Origin of the sequence: Cyclobacterium amurskyense (assembly GCF_001050135.1) — a bacterium.
Taxonomy (GTDB): domain Bacteria; phylum Bacteroidota; class Bacteroidia; order Cytophagales; family Cyclobacteriaceae; genus Cyclobacterium; species Cyclobacterium amurskyense.
Map to the genome: position 1 here is coordinate 3,949,572 of NZ_CP012040.1, position 14,209 is coordinate 3,963,780.

The 14,209-nt window shown below is 38.3% G+C and carries 12 protein-coding genes; 7 read left to right on the top strand and 5 right to left on the bottom strand.

The annotated features are described in order from the left end of the window. Positions 1-158 precede the first annotated feature (158 nt). Together CA2015_RS16225 and CA2015_RS16230 are read left to right on the top strand one after the other, a co-directional pair. Positions 159-950 carry a WecB/TagA/CpsF family glycosyltransferase gene (locus CA2015_RS16225; RefSeq protein WP_048642846.1) on the top strand — a complete coding sequence of 264 codons (792 nt, stop codon included), beginning with the start codon at positions 159-161 and terminating at the stop codon, positions 948-950. Beyond that, a complete protein-coding gene (locus CA2015_RS16230) occupies positions 943-1,959 on the top strand; it encodes an N-acetylmuramoyl-L-alanine amidase family protein (RefSeq protein ID WP_048642847.1) in 1,017 nt (338 codons plus the stop codon). Before CA2015_RS16225 ends, CA2015_RS16230 begins: the two co-directional genes overlap by 8 nt. A 143-nt stretch (positions 1,960-2,102) precedes the next feature. Here the strand turns inward: CA2015_RS16230 and CA2015_RS16235 are convergent, their stop codons facing one another. After that, positions 2,103-2,465, bottom strand: coding sequence for an Hpt domain-containing protein (locus tag CA2015_RS16235; RefSeq protein ID WP_048642848.1), 363 nt, complete (start codon positions 2,463-2,465; stop codon positions 2,103-2,105). Positions 2,466-2,613: 148 nt separating this feature from the next. Here CA2015_RS16235 and CA2015_RS16240 point away from each other — a divergent pair, with 148 nt between their 5' ends. The 3 genes from CA2015_RS16240 to CA2015_RS16250 all read left to right on the top strand — a co-directional run bounded on the left by CA2015_RS16240 (position 2,614) and on the right by CA2015_RS16250 (position 6,280). Beyond that, positions 2,614-4,875 carry a Tex family protein gene (locus CA2015_RS16240; protein ID WP_048642849.1) on the top strand — a complete coding sequence of 754 codons (2,262 nt, stop codon included), beginning with the start codon at positions 2,614-2,616 and terminating at the stop codon, positions 4,873-4,875. Positions 4,876-5,252: 377 nt separating this feature from the next. Next, positions 5,253-5,510 carry a hypothetical protein gene (locus CA2015_RS16245; protein ID WP_048642850.1) on the top strand — a complete coding sequence of 86 codons (258 nt, stop codon included), beginning with the start codon at positions 5,253-5,255 and terminating at the stop codon, positions 5,508-5,510. Beyond that, positions 5,507-6,280, top strand: coding sequence for a helix-turn-helix domain-containing protein (locus CA2015_RS16250; RefSeq protein ID WP_048642851.1), 774 nt, complete (start codon positions 5,507-5,509; stop codon positions 6,278-6,280). The genes CA2015_RS16245 and CA2015_RS16250 overlap by 4 nt, the downstream gene beginning before the upstream one ends. Before the next feature lie 10 nt (positions 6,281-6,290). On the opposite strand, the gene CA2015_RS16255 is transcribed toward CA2015_RS16250, so the two are convergent. Continuing rightward, positions 6,291-7,052 (bottom strand): hypothetical protein, encoded by a 762-nt coding sequence (locus tag CA2015_RS16255; protein WP_048642852.1) that lies wholly within the window; start codon positions 7,050-7,052, stop codon positions 6,291-6,293. Positions 7,053-7,212: 160 nt separating this feature from the next. Here CA2015_RS16255 and CA2015_RS16260 point away from each other — a divergent pair, with 160 nt between their 5' ends. Further along, a complete protein-coding gene (locus CA2015_RS16260; RefSeq protein ID WP_048642853.1) occupies positions 7,213-7,833 on the top strand; it encodes a 2OG-Fe(II) oxygenase in 621 nt (206 codons plus the stop codon). 13 nt (positions 7,834-7,846) lie between these two features. Here CA2015_RS16260 and CA2015_RS16265 read toward each other — a convergent pair whose 3' ends face one another. The 3 genes from CA2015_RS16265 to CA2015_RS16275 form a co-directional block, all read right to left on the bottom strand. Beyond that, entirely contained in the window at positions 7,847-8,284 is a 438-nt protein-coding gene (locus tag CA2015_RS16265) for a DUF4174 domain-containing protein (protein WP_048642854.1), read from the bottom strand. A gap of 526 nt (positions 8,285-8,810) precedes the next feature. Next, the gene (gene metG / locus CA2015_RS16270) at positions 8,811-10,871 is read right to left on the bottom strand and encodes a methionine--tRNA ligase (protein WP_048642855.1); all 2,061 of its coding nucleotides are present in this window, start codon (positions 10,869-10,871) and stop codon (positions 8,811-8,813) included. A gap of 169 nt (positions 10,872-11,040) precedes the next feature. Then, positions 11,041-12,381, bottom strand: a complete 1,341-nt coding sequence (locus CA2015_RS16275) for a sulfatase family protein (protein WP_053086694.1) — start codon at positions 12,379-12,381, stop codon at positions 11,041-11,043. Positions 12,382-12,630: 249 nt separating this feature from the next. Here CA2015_RS16275 and CA2015_RS16280 point away from each other — a divergent pair, with 249 nt between their 5' ends. Beyond that, positions 12,631-14,205: a beta-N-acetylhexosaminidase gene (locus CA2015_RS16280; protein WP_048642856.1), complete on the top strand. Its 1,575-nt coding sequence runs from the start codon at positions 12,631-12,633 to the stop codon at positions 14,203-14,205. Positions 14,206-14,209 lie beyond the last annotated feature (4 nt).

The following is a 14,209-nucleotide window of genomic DNA, read 5'->3' on the forward strand; positions in this document are numbered from 1 at the left end:
AGGTGATTTGTTGAAAATCATTGTTTTTTATGATTTGTAACTGAATATACAGGATAATACAAAGATTATTTTGAAAAATTAATTTTGGGGAGAGTTCAATGCGGAGAAAATTAACTATTGAATATTTTGGAATTAATAACAGCTAATTCAAGAATATTATGCTTTTAAAATTTTTAAATTATCAACTGACCACCCAACTTCCGACGGAAATTGGTGGAAGAAAAAAAGTACTCGCCAATACCTTAAATCCACATTCCTTTTGTATTGCCAGGGAAGACAAGGATTTTCAAAATGCCTTAAAAGCATCAGCAATTTTGTTGCCCGATGGGATTGGTATTGTTTATGCCACAAGATTGCTCTATGGAAAGAAAATCAAAAAGATTTCAGGTTATGACTTACACTTACACTACTTAGGCCTGTTGAATAATCAAGCAGGGAAAGTCTTTTATTTGGGCTCTTCCGAATTTGTTTTGAACGAAATCAAGAAAAAACTAGCTGTGAATTTTCCTGATATAGTGTGCGCTTTTTATAGCCCTCCGTTTTGTGCTAGTTTTACAAGTGAAGAAGATCAGTTGATGGTAACTACCATCAATGAATTTAAACCTGATATTTTATTTGTTGGAATGACCGCGCCAAAGCAAGAAAAATGGGTTTTGAAAAACAAGGATAATCTGGAGGTCTCCACCATTGCTGCCATTGGTGCAGTCTTTGACTTTTATGCTGGCACTGTAATCAGACCCAATACCTTTTGGATTAACTTTGGTTTTGAATGGTTAATTCGTTTAATCAAGGAGCCTAAAAGACTGTGGAGAAGAACCCTGATATCAACACCAAAATTTGTTGTTTTAATCATGGCGCACAAAATTAAAGCTATCTTTGGATTCCCCAACAAAAGGGAGAAATTGATAACAAAACCTGAGACAAATTCAAAGTTAAAGATCCATGGGTGATTTTAAGAAAGCTTCTGCTCTAGCCTTAGTACTTATTGCTGTTCTAACACAATTTATTTCATCTTCTTCAGTAGCAATGCCTCTAGGAAAAATAGAGAAGTCATTAAAAGGAAAAGTGATATGCATAGACCCTGGACATGGGGGGACCGCAGAGACTGATTCCTATCGAGTAGGGCCGACAGGGGAAAGGGAAGAGTGGATCAATTTAAGGGTAGGAACTTTACTTGGGGAAATGCTTGAGCAATCAGGGGCTAAAGTGATTTATACAAGAACCACAGATACTTTTATCCCCTTGGCCGAAAGGAGTAAAATTGCTGTCGAGAATAAGGTGGATTTGTTTATTTCTATACACCACAATGCCACAGCGGATCCAAAGGTGAATTTTCCAATTATTTATTTTCATGGTAGTGCAGAGGAAAACAAAGCAAGTGTTGATTTTGGGGAAAAGGTAGCGAAAAAATTAGTAAAGCACCTTTTTAAAGGAAAAGGGCCATACAGTTTGGTTTCCGATTTCACCATTTTCTCTAGCTCAGGGGCTAGTGTCTTAAGAGGAACCTATGGAATTCCAGGTATAATCGGGGAAGCAACTTTTTTCACCTCCCCTAAAGAGGAAAAGAGGTTGAGACTTCCTGACTACAATAAAAAAGAGGCACTTGCCTATTTTGAAGCCATAGCTTTATTTTTTAATACAGCTGAGGTACTTCCGATAGCTGAAAAAAATGATCCTTCTAAGATTGAGCCTTTTAAAGTTTTTCAGGAAGCAGACAGAATGAAACCAGAGGCCAAACAGTGGAAAGCCAATTTTTCAAAGGGGAAGAAGCTGTTTAGGAAAGGTGGGGAACAACGATTGGAGAAGGCCTTTGAATTGTTAACCCTTTCAGCCAGGTCATTTCCAGATTCATATGTGGCTAAGGAATGCCATGAATTAAGAGTTCTAATACTCAGTAAGCAAGGGGAAACGGATGCTGCAGAAATGGAGAAAAAAAGAGTCCGCTTCTTTTATCCTTGACTTCAGTAAGAAAGGATTAAAATAATCCAAAAGCGGAAGCCCCCAAACTCTTCCTATTCCCGAAGCGCTAGCCAAGGGATTGTGTTTCAGCTAAGCGGGTTTGATGAGTCATAATGAGATCTTCAAACCCGAAATAAAAAACATTAAATTCTTGTTGTTAGTTCTTTTTGCAACTGAAAGATCACATTTTTCAATCCAGTATTTACCTCCGCGATTTTAGAAGATAAGTTTTCCACTTGACTTTCCATTTCAGCCAAATGCTCTACTTCTCTAATAACAGGCATAAGGCTAGTAATTTTGATATTGTCTATACTTGGCTTTATCTGATGTGCCAGGTTGCGGATAATGGAGAAATTTTCTTGTTCGAGGGCTTCGTTAAATCCTGTGATCGTATTTTCAGATTGCTCAATAAAAAGCCGGATCATTTCACTAATAAATTCATTACTACCACCACTTATTTCTTCTAGATTTATTAAATTATATAATTTTCCCTGGCTATCTTCCATTATTCCTTAGTATAAAATTTATTTGTAAATATACAATTTGCTTCGATATAAACGAATAATCGAATTCTTAGTTTTTTTACTGCATCACAAAAAAATAGGCTTAAATTGCGCCGTATTAAACAAAATCAGGATTTAATTATTTTTATTCATGTCAGATTTGAATCATTATTCCAAGATTGCCACTGAGTTAGGCGTTCGCGAAAAGCAAGTAATCAGTACGGTCAATTTACTGGACGAGGGAGGGACTGTTCCTTTTATTTCCAGGTATAGAAAAGAAGTCACCGGAAGCTTGGATGAGGTACAGGTAGCTGCTGTAAGGGATAGGTTACAACAGTTAAGGGATTTGGACAAGCGAAAGGAAGCGATAATAAAATCCATTGAGGAACAAGGAAAGTTAACAGATGAGCTGGCTGGTAAAATTAAGCGAGCAGAAACAATGTCTGTTTTAGAGGATATTTATCTTCCTTATAAACCAAAAAGAAGAACGAAAGGGACCATTGCAAAGGAAAAAGGTTTGGAGCCATTGGCCCAACTGATTTTTGAACAAAATTCCCTTGATTTAATTAAGGTTGCGGAAGAATACATTGATGCTGAGAAGGAGGTAACCTCTACAGAAGATGCATTAAATGGTGCCCGTGATATAATGGCCGAATGGATCAATGAAGATGCCGAAATAAGGAAAAAATTAAGAGAGCTATTCATTGAGGAAGGTGAGTTTGTATCAAAAGTCATCCCTGGAAAGGAAGAGGAAGCCATCAAATACAAAGATTATTTTGATTGGAGAGAACCTGTTAAAACTGCTCCTTCTCACCGTATATTGGCCATGAGGAGAGGGGAAAAAGAACTTTTCCTGATGTTGGATACAGGTCCGGATGATCTGAGTGCACTCAAAATTATTGAGAAGGCAGTAGTGAAAGAAAATAACACCTGTTCTGAACAGGTTAAGTTAGCCGCTAAGGACGGGTATAAAAGGCTACTGAAACCTTCTATGGAAACAGAGGTAAGGTTGTATGCCAAGAAAAAAGCGGACGAAGAAGCCATAAAGGTATTTACAGAAAACCTGAGACAGTTGTTATTGACCTCACCGCTTGGTGAAAAATCAGTATTGGCAATAGATCCAGGGTTTAGGACGGGTTGTAAGGTGGTATGCCTGGGGCCTCAGGGGCAATTCCTTCAGAATGAAACCATCTACCCAAATGAACCCCAAAAGAAAACCATGGAATCAGCTGCCTTGGTGAAGTATATGGTGGAGAAACACTCAATTGAGGCCATTGCCATCGGTAATGGTACTGCGAGTAGAGAAACTGAAGCATTCGTAAAAAACATAGGTCTACCCAAGGAAATTTTGATAGTGATGGTCAATGAAAGTGGTGCTTCTATCTATTCTGCATCTGATGTAGCGAGAGAAGAATTCCCTGATTTTGACCTTACCGTTAGGGGCGCTGTTTCTATTGGAAGAAGGTTAATGGATCCTTTGGCAGAGTTGGTGAAAATTGATGCCAAGTCAATTGGGGTAGGTCAATACCAACATGATGTGGATCAGTCTGCATTAAAAAATTCTCTGGATGATACTGTTATGAGTTGTGTGAATGGAGTGGGTGTTGAGGTAAATACTGCTTCCAAGCAATTGCTTACTTATGTGTCAGGCCTTGGTCCATCATTGGCTCAAAACATAGTAGCCTATAGAAATGAAAATGGACCTTTCAAAAGTAGAGAAGAAATTAAGAAGGTTCCAAGATTAGGTGAAAAAGCCTATGAGCAGGCGGCAGGATTTTTAAGGATTAGAAATGGAGCCAATCCTCTTGATAGTAGTGCTGTACACCCTGAGCGCTATGCACTGATTAATAGAATGGCCAAAGACATGGGCGTTTCTGTTGATGAGTTGGTCAAAACTGAAGAGCTTATTCAGAAAATACCTTTGAAGGACTACGTCAGTGAACAAGTTGGTTTACCTACACTCAAAGATATTCTGGAGGAGCTAGGCAAACCCGGAAGAGATCCTAGAGAGAAATTTGAGGTTTTTCAGTTTGAAGATGGCATCAACGAGATGAAAGACCTAAAAGTAGGAATGAAGTTGCCAGGAATAGTAACCAATATAACCCAATTCGGAGCATTTGTAGATATAGGAGTACATCAGGATGGGCTTGTTCATTTGAGCCAAATGGCCGATAGGTTTATCAAAGACCCCAAAGAAGTGGTGGCGGTTAATCAGAAAGTGATGGCCACAGTGATGGAAGTAGACCTGCCTAGAAAACGAATAGGATTAAGTCTCAAGTCTGATCCTTTCGCAGCCAATACTTCCTCTTCCAGAAATGAAAAACCTCGCCGTAGGCAACAAGGAGGTCAAAAAGAAGTCAAAGAAAGTATGGAAGACAAACTTGCGATGTTAAAGAAGAAATTTGGTAATTAAAATCTTCATATACATCTAAACAATCTAAATTAGCATCAAGCCTGTGGGATATTTCTCACAGGCTTTTTTTATGTTTATTTAACCCGGATTATGTAATAGAATGTCTATTGCATATTTCGGGTTTAACCCAAGTTTGAATACACTTAATTAAGTGCTCATTATTAAGCTAGCCCATGTCATTACTGCTAAAGACTTATTTTGGTCAGTTTAGGAGCAGATTTTTTTCAGAGTATTCCATAAGTAGCTTGATTAGTCTTTCAAATAGAAGGGCATGTGCATTGAAATTTGAAAAAAATTAAACTTTTGGAGCTTTGGAATAGGTTAATTAAAATAACATTTCTATTTTTATAATGTTGATTAAATAAACATATTAAAAAATGAGAGACCTACACAACATAAGCTTTACGACGAAAAAACTGGTTTCTGGCAACCTGCAGGTGAAATTTCAAATTCAAAATGCTTCAAGGCCTAGTTATGGGTACCTTTTGGTCAATCAGGCTTTTTCTGATGAAGAGATCATGGAAGAAATAAAGTTAAGACTAAACTTGCGTGAACAATCCAAAATGGATTTGCTAAGGTTCACTTTTAAGAACCAATGGAAAGATGACCACCAATTTTACTTGTATTCTGCATGAGTTTCTTGGCCAATAACCTTAAAGTTTTACGTAAAAAATCAGGACTTACGCAAACTCAGTTGGCAGAGAAGCTTGGGGTGCAAAGGACCATGATATCTGCTTATGAAGATGGTAGGTCTGAACCAAGGCTTTCAACAATTCTAATTTTGACCAGCATTTTTGATGTGTCAATAGATGAGTTGACAAGTTGGGACATTGCCACAAAAGGGCGTCAATTTCTTCAAAAGGAAAAGTTAAAAGTACTTACAGTTACCTTGGATCAAAATGATCAAGAGCGTATCAGTATGGTGGGTAAGAAAGCATCCGCAGGTTATCTAAACGGTTATGCTGATCCTGAATACATGGAGAACTTACCTAATTTTGGACTTCCAAACCTTACAGGAAGCCATACTTACAGGGCTTTTGAAATAAGCGGAGACAGTATGTTGCCATTGATGCCCGGGACAATTGTAGTTGGGGCTTATATTGAAAGTCCAGGGGAAATTAAAAACGGTAAAACCTATGTTTTAGTAACCAAGAATGATGGTATTGTCTACAAAAGGGTTTTCAACTATATAACTGAGAGAGGTAAATTGTTTGTAGTCTCAGACAATCAAAATTACAAGCCTTACGATATTCCCATACAAGAGGTGATGGAAATTTGGGAAGCCAAAGCTTTTATAAGTACACATTTTCCAGACCCAAAGCCTGAGGCCCCCGTTTCATTAGAAGAAATAGGCAAGATGATTTTAGAAATCAAATCGGATATTAGAAAAATCTCTAGCCATTAATACCAAACTTTTAAATAAGGGCATCGAAAGACTGTATGATTTTTTTCTTCGCATCAAAAGATGGATCAAGGTTGATAATGCCATTTTCAAAGTTGTGCCAGAACCCATCACCGCAGTCCAGGTATTTTCCATTTTGCACTGGCATATCTTCCTTTGCCAATGAATAATCATAATCAGGGATGAAAATTAGAGAGGCAAGCTCTCTTCCGCTTTCCCAGTTCATTTCCTTTTCTTTGCCATTTACAGTAAGGACAACTTTTCGGATGGAAAATTTATAAACTAACTCTACAACTGTATTTTTGTCCTTCTTTATTTCTAGGTACCTGATTTGCATCGGAGCCTCTCTGTTGCTGATTTCGTAAATGGCCTGAATAAAATCTTGGCAGGTAAAATACCAATCTTCTTGATTTAATGGGATGTCACGAATCATTTTTCCATGTACATCTTTTGCAAGCAATTTGATGCCTCCCTTTTCACCAAGGGTTTTTAAATTAGACCATTTTGAAGCCGAATAAAGCTTTTTGAAAATGGACTCCCACAGCTTTGGTATTTCTCCTTTGTAATTGTAATCATCAGCCATAGTAAAACCCTCGTCTATTATTTCATCTGGACTAAGATTTTCCCTGTCTGTGTACTGTATATCAAATTGAGTATTCACAAAGTTTTTGCTAAAGGAGAGTTTTAGCTTAAAAATATGGCTAAATGGAGGAGGGAGTTCTCCTGTGATAAAATCAATTTCCAATCGTACAATATCGTCTGATTTTAGATGCATATTTTTATTTTTTAAGAGCGGAGACAAAATTAATGCTTAATACTAAAAATAAGGGATAAAATTGAGAATTTCATCTTGCTATTTTTTTTTAAGTTAAATACAAAAATTAAATCAGACCACAAATGAAGATAGTTTCGGATTATAAACGACATTTGATGCTATGGAGGAATGGGAAAAAAACAATGACATTATAGTTGAGGATCTTTATAACAAAGGTTGGTGTGTTTTAGATCATTATATACCTGAAGACTTCAGAAAAGAGCTGCTTCAGGAGCAAAAAGAGTTGCTAATGCATGGGCAGTTTAGATTGGCAGGTATTGGTAGTGGAGATACTTTTGCGATAAAACCTGAAATAAGAAGCGATAAGGTACTGTGGATGGATGAAAATCTATTGACGCCATTACAGGAGGTTTATTGGGACAAGATGAATGGATTAAGATCAGCAATTAATCGGCGTTGTTATTTGGGACTTAAGTCTTATGAAGCGCATTTTGCCATGTATCCTCAGGGTTCCTTTTATTTACGGCATTTGGACCGGTTCCAAACTGTAAGTTATAGGATAGTAAGTGTTGTTTTATATTTAAATGATAGCTGGGAAGAATCCGATGGTGGAGCATTGAGGATGTATTTCACCAGACCTGATGGTATAGAGGAATATGAGGATTTTCTGCCCCTAGGAGGTAGGCTGGTTGCTTTTTTAAGTGGTGAGATTCCTCATGAGGTTTTACCTACAAATAAGGAAAGGATAAGTATTACAGGCTGGATGAAAGACAGGGATTAAAGCTTAGTCCTGACTATTCTTTTGTAAGGCTGGATTTGTTTTTAATTTCCTTGATCCGCATGGGCATGGAATCTATAGTTGCAAAAAGCACCTGCCAGTCAACGCTGTCTTTTTCTATTTTTAATTTTGAGGATCCGTCTTTTCCTATTAGGACGTAGCTATGTTGTTTTGAACCCATTTGGTAAAGTTGTTTAAGCTTTTTTTGGTAAGCAGGTTCGAATATATAGTTGGTATTACTTTGCAAGCTGTCTCCAAAATAGAAATAGACCAAGTCTCTGTCTTTCAACTCTATTTCCAGACTATCTGTTAAATTTAATTCCATATCACTTTCCTCATTGATGGAAGGGAAAACCAATAATACACGGTTTTTCCATTGGAGATCTGTGAGGGTAATTTGAGATTGAATGAATGTGCTGCTAATAAAAAATACAAAAGTGATCAGATAGTTCATATTTGCTTTGTATATGCTATTTGTAAATATAACAATTAATGGCAGATATTGTTCTGATCTCTTTTGAAATGCTTTCCTTCTTTTTTTTTGGCTAGTCTCTTAATTACAGGCTCTTTGATCTCCGACTCCTTTTTGAAAAGCACTTGTCGATGTGGGTTTTAATCCGATTTCTAAGAACCGAATTAAAACCCGAAATATGCAATAGACATTCTATTACCTGCTGAAATCGCTTTAAAATCAGCCACTTCGTTGCTGTTTGGAGATTTCACCATAGCTATGCTATGCTAAAATCTCCAAACAGTCTGATTTTATTGCGATTGCAACACTTCCCGTAAACACGGGACAGGCTTCACCCCTGACCATTGTCAGGGCGGAGAAATCTTATTACATAATCCGGGTTAAACAAATATAGGACAGGGTTTTGGCGATATTATGGTTCTTTTACACCACAATACTGACAAAATCATGTCCTATGTATTTCCTTTGTATCCTTGGGATTCGACCCTGGACTATTATCTATTAGGGATTAACTAATGCTTGATCCCGGATTAGTAGGTTCATGTGGATTAAGTAGTTTTAACTTTCCTTCAGAGTCTTCCGCCATCAATATCATCCCTTCAGATTCGATTCCTGCCATCTTTTTGGGAGCAAGGTTTAGAAGCATGGTTACTTGCTTTCCTACCAATTCTTCAGGCTGGAATTGCTCTGCTACTCCACTAAGAACTGTTTTAATACCTATTCCAGTGTCCACTTTGAGCTGAAGAAGTTTTTTGGATTTTTTGACCTTTATAGCTTCAACAATAGTAACGACACGTAAGTCTAATTTTACAAAATCATCAAAAGAAACCAATTCTTTCATTGGGGCAGCTTTGTACTTGGCTGCTTCATTTTTCTTTTTGCTATCAAGTAGCTTTTGAATCTGCGCTTCCACCGTACTGTCTTCGATCTTTTGGAAAAGCAAAGCTGCTTTTTCCAGCGGGTCCCCTTCTTTTACCAAATCCATGGATCCAGCAACTTCCCAGTTTAATGCGTCCAAACCGAGCATTTTTTTGATTTTCTCAGAAGTGAAAGGTAAAAATGGCTGAGATAGAACTGAAAGGTTGGCAACAATATTCAAGGCAATGTTTAGTATTGTGGATGTCCTCTCCTGATCTGTTTTGATGGTTTTCCAAGGTTCAGTTTCTGCAAGATATTTATTACCCGTTCTAGCAAAATCCATCATTAGGGCTAGGGCTTCTCTAAATCTATACTTCTCTACGGATTGGGAGATTTTATCAGGATACTCATTAAGGGTTCGGATAAGTTCATCGTCTACAGGAGCCAATCCATAATTTTTAGGTACTTTTCCTTCAAAATATTTATGTGTCAACACGACCGCGCGATTGACAAAATTACCAAAGATGGCTACTAATTCATTGTTGTTTCTGGCTTGAAAATCTTTCCAAGTAAAATCATTGTCCTTGGTTTCAGGGGCATTTGCTGTCAATACATAACGTAAAACATCCTCTTGACCAGGAAACTCTTCCAAATACTCATGTAACCAAACGGCCCAGTTTTTGGAAGTTGATATTTTTTGACCTTCTAAATTAAGGAATTCATTCGCAGGAACATTTTCTGGCAAGATAAAATCCCCTAAAGTTTTTAAAATTGCAGGAAATGTTATGCAGTGAAATACAATATTGTCCTTTCCTATAAAGTGTACCAGTTTGGTATCCTTGTCTTTCCAATACAACTCCCAATCTTTGCCTTTTTCTTTGGCCCATTCCTTGGTGGAGGAAATATAACCTATAGGGGCATCAAACCAAACGTATAGCACTTTACCCTCAGCCCCAGGAATTGGCACTGGGATTCCCCAATCCATATCTCGGGTCATGGACCTTGGTTGAAGTCCATCACCTGATTCTAGCCAGCTTCTACATTGTCCCAAAACATTGTTTTTCCAATCATTGGCATGTTCCTCAAGAATCCATCTTTTCAAAAAGGAAGTGTATTTTCCTAAATCAAGAAACCAATGTTTGGTCATTTTAAGTACTGGAGTGTTGCCACTTAGTTTTGACCTTGGGTTGATCAGGTCGGTAGGACTTAGTGAAGAGCCACATTTTTCACATTGGTCGCCATAAGCTTCTTCATAGCCACAGTTTGGACAGGTGCCTTCTATGTACCTGTCAGCTAAAAACTGATTGGCTTCCGCATCGTAGTATTGCTCCGTTTCCTTTTCATCAAACTCTCCTTTTTTGTACAAGTCAGTAAATAACCCACTGGCTGTTTCATGGTGGACTGCTGATGAGGTTCGGGAATAATGATCAAAACTAATCCCGAATTTTTCAAAACTACCCTTCATTTTCCCATGGTACCTGTCGACGACTTCTTGAGGGCTGATCCCTTCATTTTTGGCCTTGATGGTAATGGCTACGCCATGTTCGTCAGATCCGCAAACATAGGCTACATCTCTCTGTTGTAACCTTAAGTACCGCACATAAATATCCGATGGAATATAACAACCTGCCAAATGGCCAATATGAAGAGGGCCATTCGCATAAGGTAATGCAGAAGTAATGGTATATCTTTTGAATTTCTTTTCGCTCATAGATTGCAAAGATAGCTAAAATTGATTTTGAGTGAAATAGGATGGTGCATTTATCCTAATTGTACTGCCAAGCTAAAACGAATTAATTTCTGGGCTTACTTACAGCTTTTTTTATAAAGGAGTCCTTCCTCGATTTGGGGCAATCCAATGTCTATGGGGAATTCAATTGCTACAATTTCGCGTCAAATGCTGTAGCTAATTCCGATAGTTTTGTTACAATTTCAGGATGATGAGTTGCCACATTGTCTTTTTCACCAATATCCAGATTCAAATTGTACAGTGCTGCCTGGAACTCTCCCTCTGATTTTTCATTCCACCCGATTGATTTTTTTAAATGAAGCTTCCATTCTCCAAGTCTTATGGCTTCAAGTTCACCATTGCGAGCATAGAAATAAAATGGACGCTCAGCAAGTGTTTTGGCATCTGGATCAAGTAAAAATTCACTGATGTCTATTCCGTCCAATTGTAATTCACTTGGAATTTTGGAGGAGGATATTTTAGCTAGGGTAGGGAATAAATCCAATGTATTTACAAATTCATCTGAAACCTTTCCTTTCGGAATCTTGCTTGGCCAGGTAATAATTGCTGGAACACGTTGACCACCTTCCCATGTTTGGGCTTTTTTACCTCTTAGCGGTTTGGCCGAGCCTTTGGCTGGTCCATTGTCAGAAGTGAAAATAAAAATGGTGTTTTCATAGATACCCTCTTCTTTCAAGGTTTTTATTATTTCACCAGCACTCCAGTCTAATTCCATTATCACATCCCCATAAAGGCCATGTTTACTTTTACCTTTAAATGCAGGGGAAGCAAAGAGGGGTGTATGCGGCATATTGTGCGCCAAGTAAATAAAGAAGGGCTTTTGTCCTCTATTTTTGATTTGTTTTACCGCCTCCTCTGTGTATTTTTTTGTCAAGTATTGCTGGTCGGGCCCACTCTCTATTAACTCCGTGTTTCGGTAAAAAGGAAGGGGAGGAGATTGAAAATCTATGTCTTTATAATAGTAATTGTCCATGTCGTTGGAATACGGCACTCCATAGAATTCGTCAAAACCTTGATTGTTAGGCATGAATGCTTCTTTATGGCCTAGGTGCCATTTACCTATGCAGGAGGTAGTATACCCACCTTCTTTTAACATTTCGGCCATTGTGTATTCATCGGGAGAAAGACCACCTTCTGAAAAAGGGAAAAGTACCGCCTCGTGAAGGTTACTTCTTTTTGGGTAGCGACCCGTAAGTAGTCCTGCTCTGGAAGGGGTGCAAACCGTAGCTGGGACATAGAAATTGGTAAACCTTATTCCTTCCGCTGCCAACTGATCTAAATTTGGTGTTTCAAATCCCTCAGCGCCATAGGTACCTAAATCTGCATAACCTTGATCGTCCGTAAAGAAAATAATGATATTTGGTTGGCTTTCAGTAGTATTGTCCTTTTGTGTACACGATGAAATACTGACTAATAAAAATACCAGCATGGTTGGCCAGTAAAGTCTGACATTAATTTTCATGAAATTCATTCTAATTATAATTTTTGGAAAAGGTAAAAGAAAGCAAAGTATGGTTTTTAAACCTACTTGTTATTCCTGTTGGAGTAGGTCAAATTTACAATTTTATCTGTATTCTTTCTATCCAATAGATAAATCGATAGTCCTCATTTAATGTCCCACTTTATTATAATAGCCATAAGATTCCCTTGGCATAAACAGGGTTAAAGGCGATAAATTTTATAATTTTGCCCCATAAACCTTATTTGGATAAAATTTTCTATGATAAAAAACTACCTGTTCTCGGCCTTATTTTTCTTGTTAACCCTTGATTTGGCATTCTCTCAGGTTCAACCTGAAATCATTCCTATGCCAGCCTCCTATAAACTTCTGGAAGGGGAGTTTTTGTGGGATCATCAGGTGGGCTTGGTAATGAATGACTTTTCAGCCCAAGGCAATTACCTTCAACAGGAGGATTTAAGGCTGCTGGCTATTCCGCTTTCGGAAATGGAGTCCCCATCCAAAAAAATCAGCATTAGCCAAACCAATAGTATTAGCCAAGGGTATAAAATTCGGATTCAATCCGAAGAAATTGTCATTGAAGCGGCAAATGAGGAAGGAGCATTTTATGGTGTAATTTCGCTATTGCAATTGGCACATGCAGCCAAAGTGAAAAGTGGTAAAATAGCTTTGCCCAATTGGGAAATCCAAGATAAGCCCAGGTATGAATGGAGAGGAGTAATGTTGGATGAATCCAGGTATTTTTTTGGGATGGAAAAGGTGAAGCAACTACTTGATCATATGGCTTATTACAAGTTAAATACTTTTCATTGGCATCTGACGGACGCTCCAGGATGGCGAATTGATATCAAAGGTTTCCCCAAACTGGCCACTGTAGGAGGGATAGGTAACCAATCCGATCCAAATGCCCCGGCTACCTATTATACTCAGGAAGAAATTAAAGAAATCGTTCGCTATGCCAGTGAGCGTATGATCACTGTGATACCGGAAATAGACATGCCAGGTCATGCCACTGCAGCCAATAGGGCTTATCCGGAACATAGCGGCGGAGGATCAGAAAGATACCCTGATTTTACTTTCCACCCAGCCAAGGAAACTACCTATGGCTATTTAAGTAAGGTCTTGCGTGAAGTAGATGTATTGTTTCCAAGCAATATGATTCATTTAGGGGGAGATGAAGTAAGTTTTGGCAATCAAATGTGGCCCAAAGATCCCAAGGTCCTTGATTTGGTAAAGAGGGAAGGTTTGGAAGGGATGAAAGGAGTAGAGGACTATTTCTTTGAAAGAATGGCAGATACCCTTTTTCAGATGAACAATAAGGTTTTGGCCTGGGATGAGATGGCAGGTGCCAGTTTACCTAAGGACAAAACGATTATATTTTGGTGGCGTCATGACAAGAAGGAACAGCTAGGTCTCTCACTCCAAAATGGCTATTCAACAGTAATTTGTCCCCGGATACCTTTTTACTTTGACTTTCTTCAGCAGGAAGACCATAAATATGGGAGGAAATGGGCGGGTGCTTTTGCCCCTTTAGCTGCCGTTTATGATTTTGAAGTGGATGATTTTGGTGTCAAGCCGGAGGAAAAGCCCCTGATTTTAGGAATTCAAGCCAATCTTTGGACAGAGACTGTCCACAATGAGCAAAGGTTTGATTTTCTGATGTATCCAAGGATTGCTGCTTTGGCAGAGGTAGTTTGGTCAGAAAAAGCAGTTAAATCTTATGTAGGGTTTAAGAATAGATTGTCGGTTCATCTGGAAAAATACAAGGCTGAAAAGATTTATTACTTTGACCCCTTTGAACCCGATCATCATCCGGAACCGGTATATGAACCCTGACAGA

What these genes read in the sequence shown, in the direction of transcription:
- CA2015_RS16225 (WP_048642846.1), top strand. Translation starts at nt 159, where the DNA reads ATGCTTTTAAAATTTTTAAATTATCAACTGACCACCCAACTTCCGACG.
- CA2015_RS16230 (WP_048642847.1), top strand. Translation starts at nt 943, where the DNA reads ATGGGTGATTTTAAGAAAGCTTCTGCTCTAGCCTTAGTACTTATTGCT.
- CA2015_RS16235 (WP_048642848.1), bottom strand. Translation starts at nt 2,465, where the DNA reads ATGGAAGATAGCCAGGGAAAATTATATAATTTAATAAATCTAGAAGAA.
- CA2015_RS16240 (WP_048642849.1), top strand. Translation starts at nt 2,614, where the DNA reads ATGTCAGATTTGAATCATTATTCCAAGATTGCCACTGAGTTAGGCGTT.
- CA2015_RS16245 (WP_048642850.1), top strand. Translation starts at nt 5,253, where the DNA reads ATGAGAGACCTACACAACATAAGCTTTACGACGAAAAAACTGGTTTCT.
- CA2015_RS16250 (WP_048642851.1), top strand. Translation starts at nt 5,507, where the DNA reads ATGAGTTTCTTGGCCAATAACCTTAAAGTTTTACGTAAAAAATCAGGA.
- CA2015_RS16255 (WP_048642852.1), bottom strand. Translation starts at nt 7,052, where the DNA reads ATGCATCTAAAATCAGACGATATTGTACGATTGGAAATTGATTTTATC.
- CA2015_RS16260 (WP_048642853.1), top strand. Translation starts at nt 7,213, where the DNA reads ATGGAGGAATGGGAAAAAAACAATGACATTATAGTTGAGGATCTTTAT.
- CA2015_RS16265 (WP_048642854.1), bottom strand. Translation starts at nt 8,284, where the DNA reads ATGAACTATCTGATCACTTTTGTATTTTTTATTAGCAGCACATTCATT.
- metG (WP_048642855.1), bottom strand. Translation starts at nt 10,871, where the DNA reads ATGAGCGAAAAGAAATTCAAAAGATATACCATTACTTCTGCATTACCT.
- CA2015_RS16275 (WP_053086694.1), bottom strand. Translation starts at nt 12,381, where the DNA reads ATGAATTTCATGAAAATTAATGTCAGACTTTACTGGCCAACCATGCTG.
- CA2015_RS16280 (WP_048642856.1), top strand. Translation starts at nt 12,631, where the DNA reads ATGATAAAAAACTACCTGTTCTCGGCCTTATTTTTCTTGTTAACCCTT.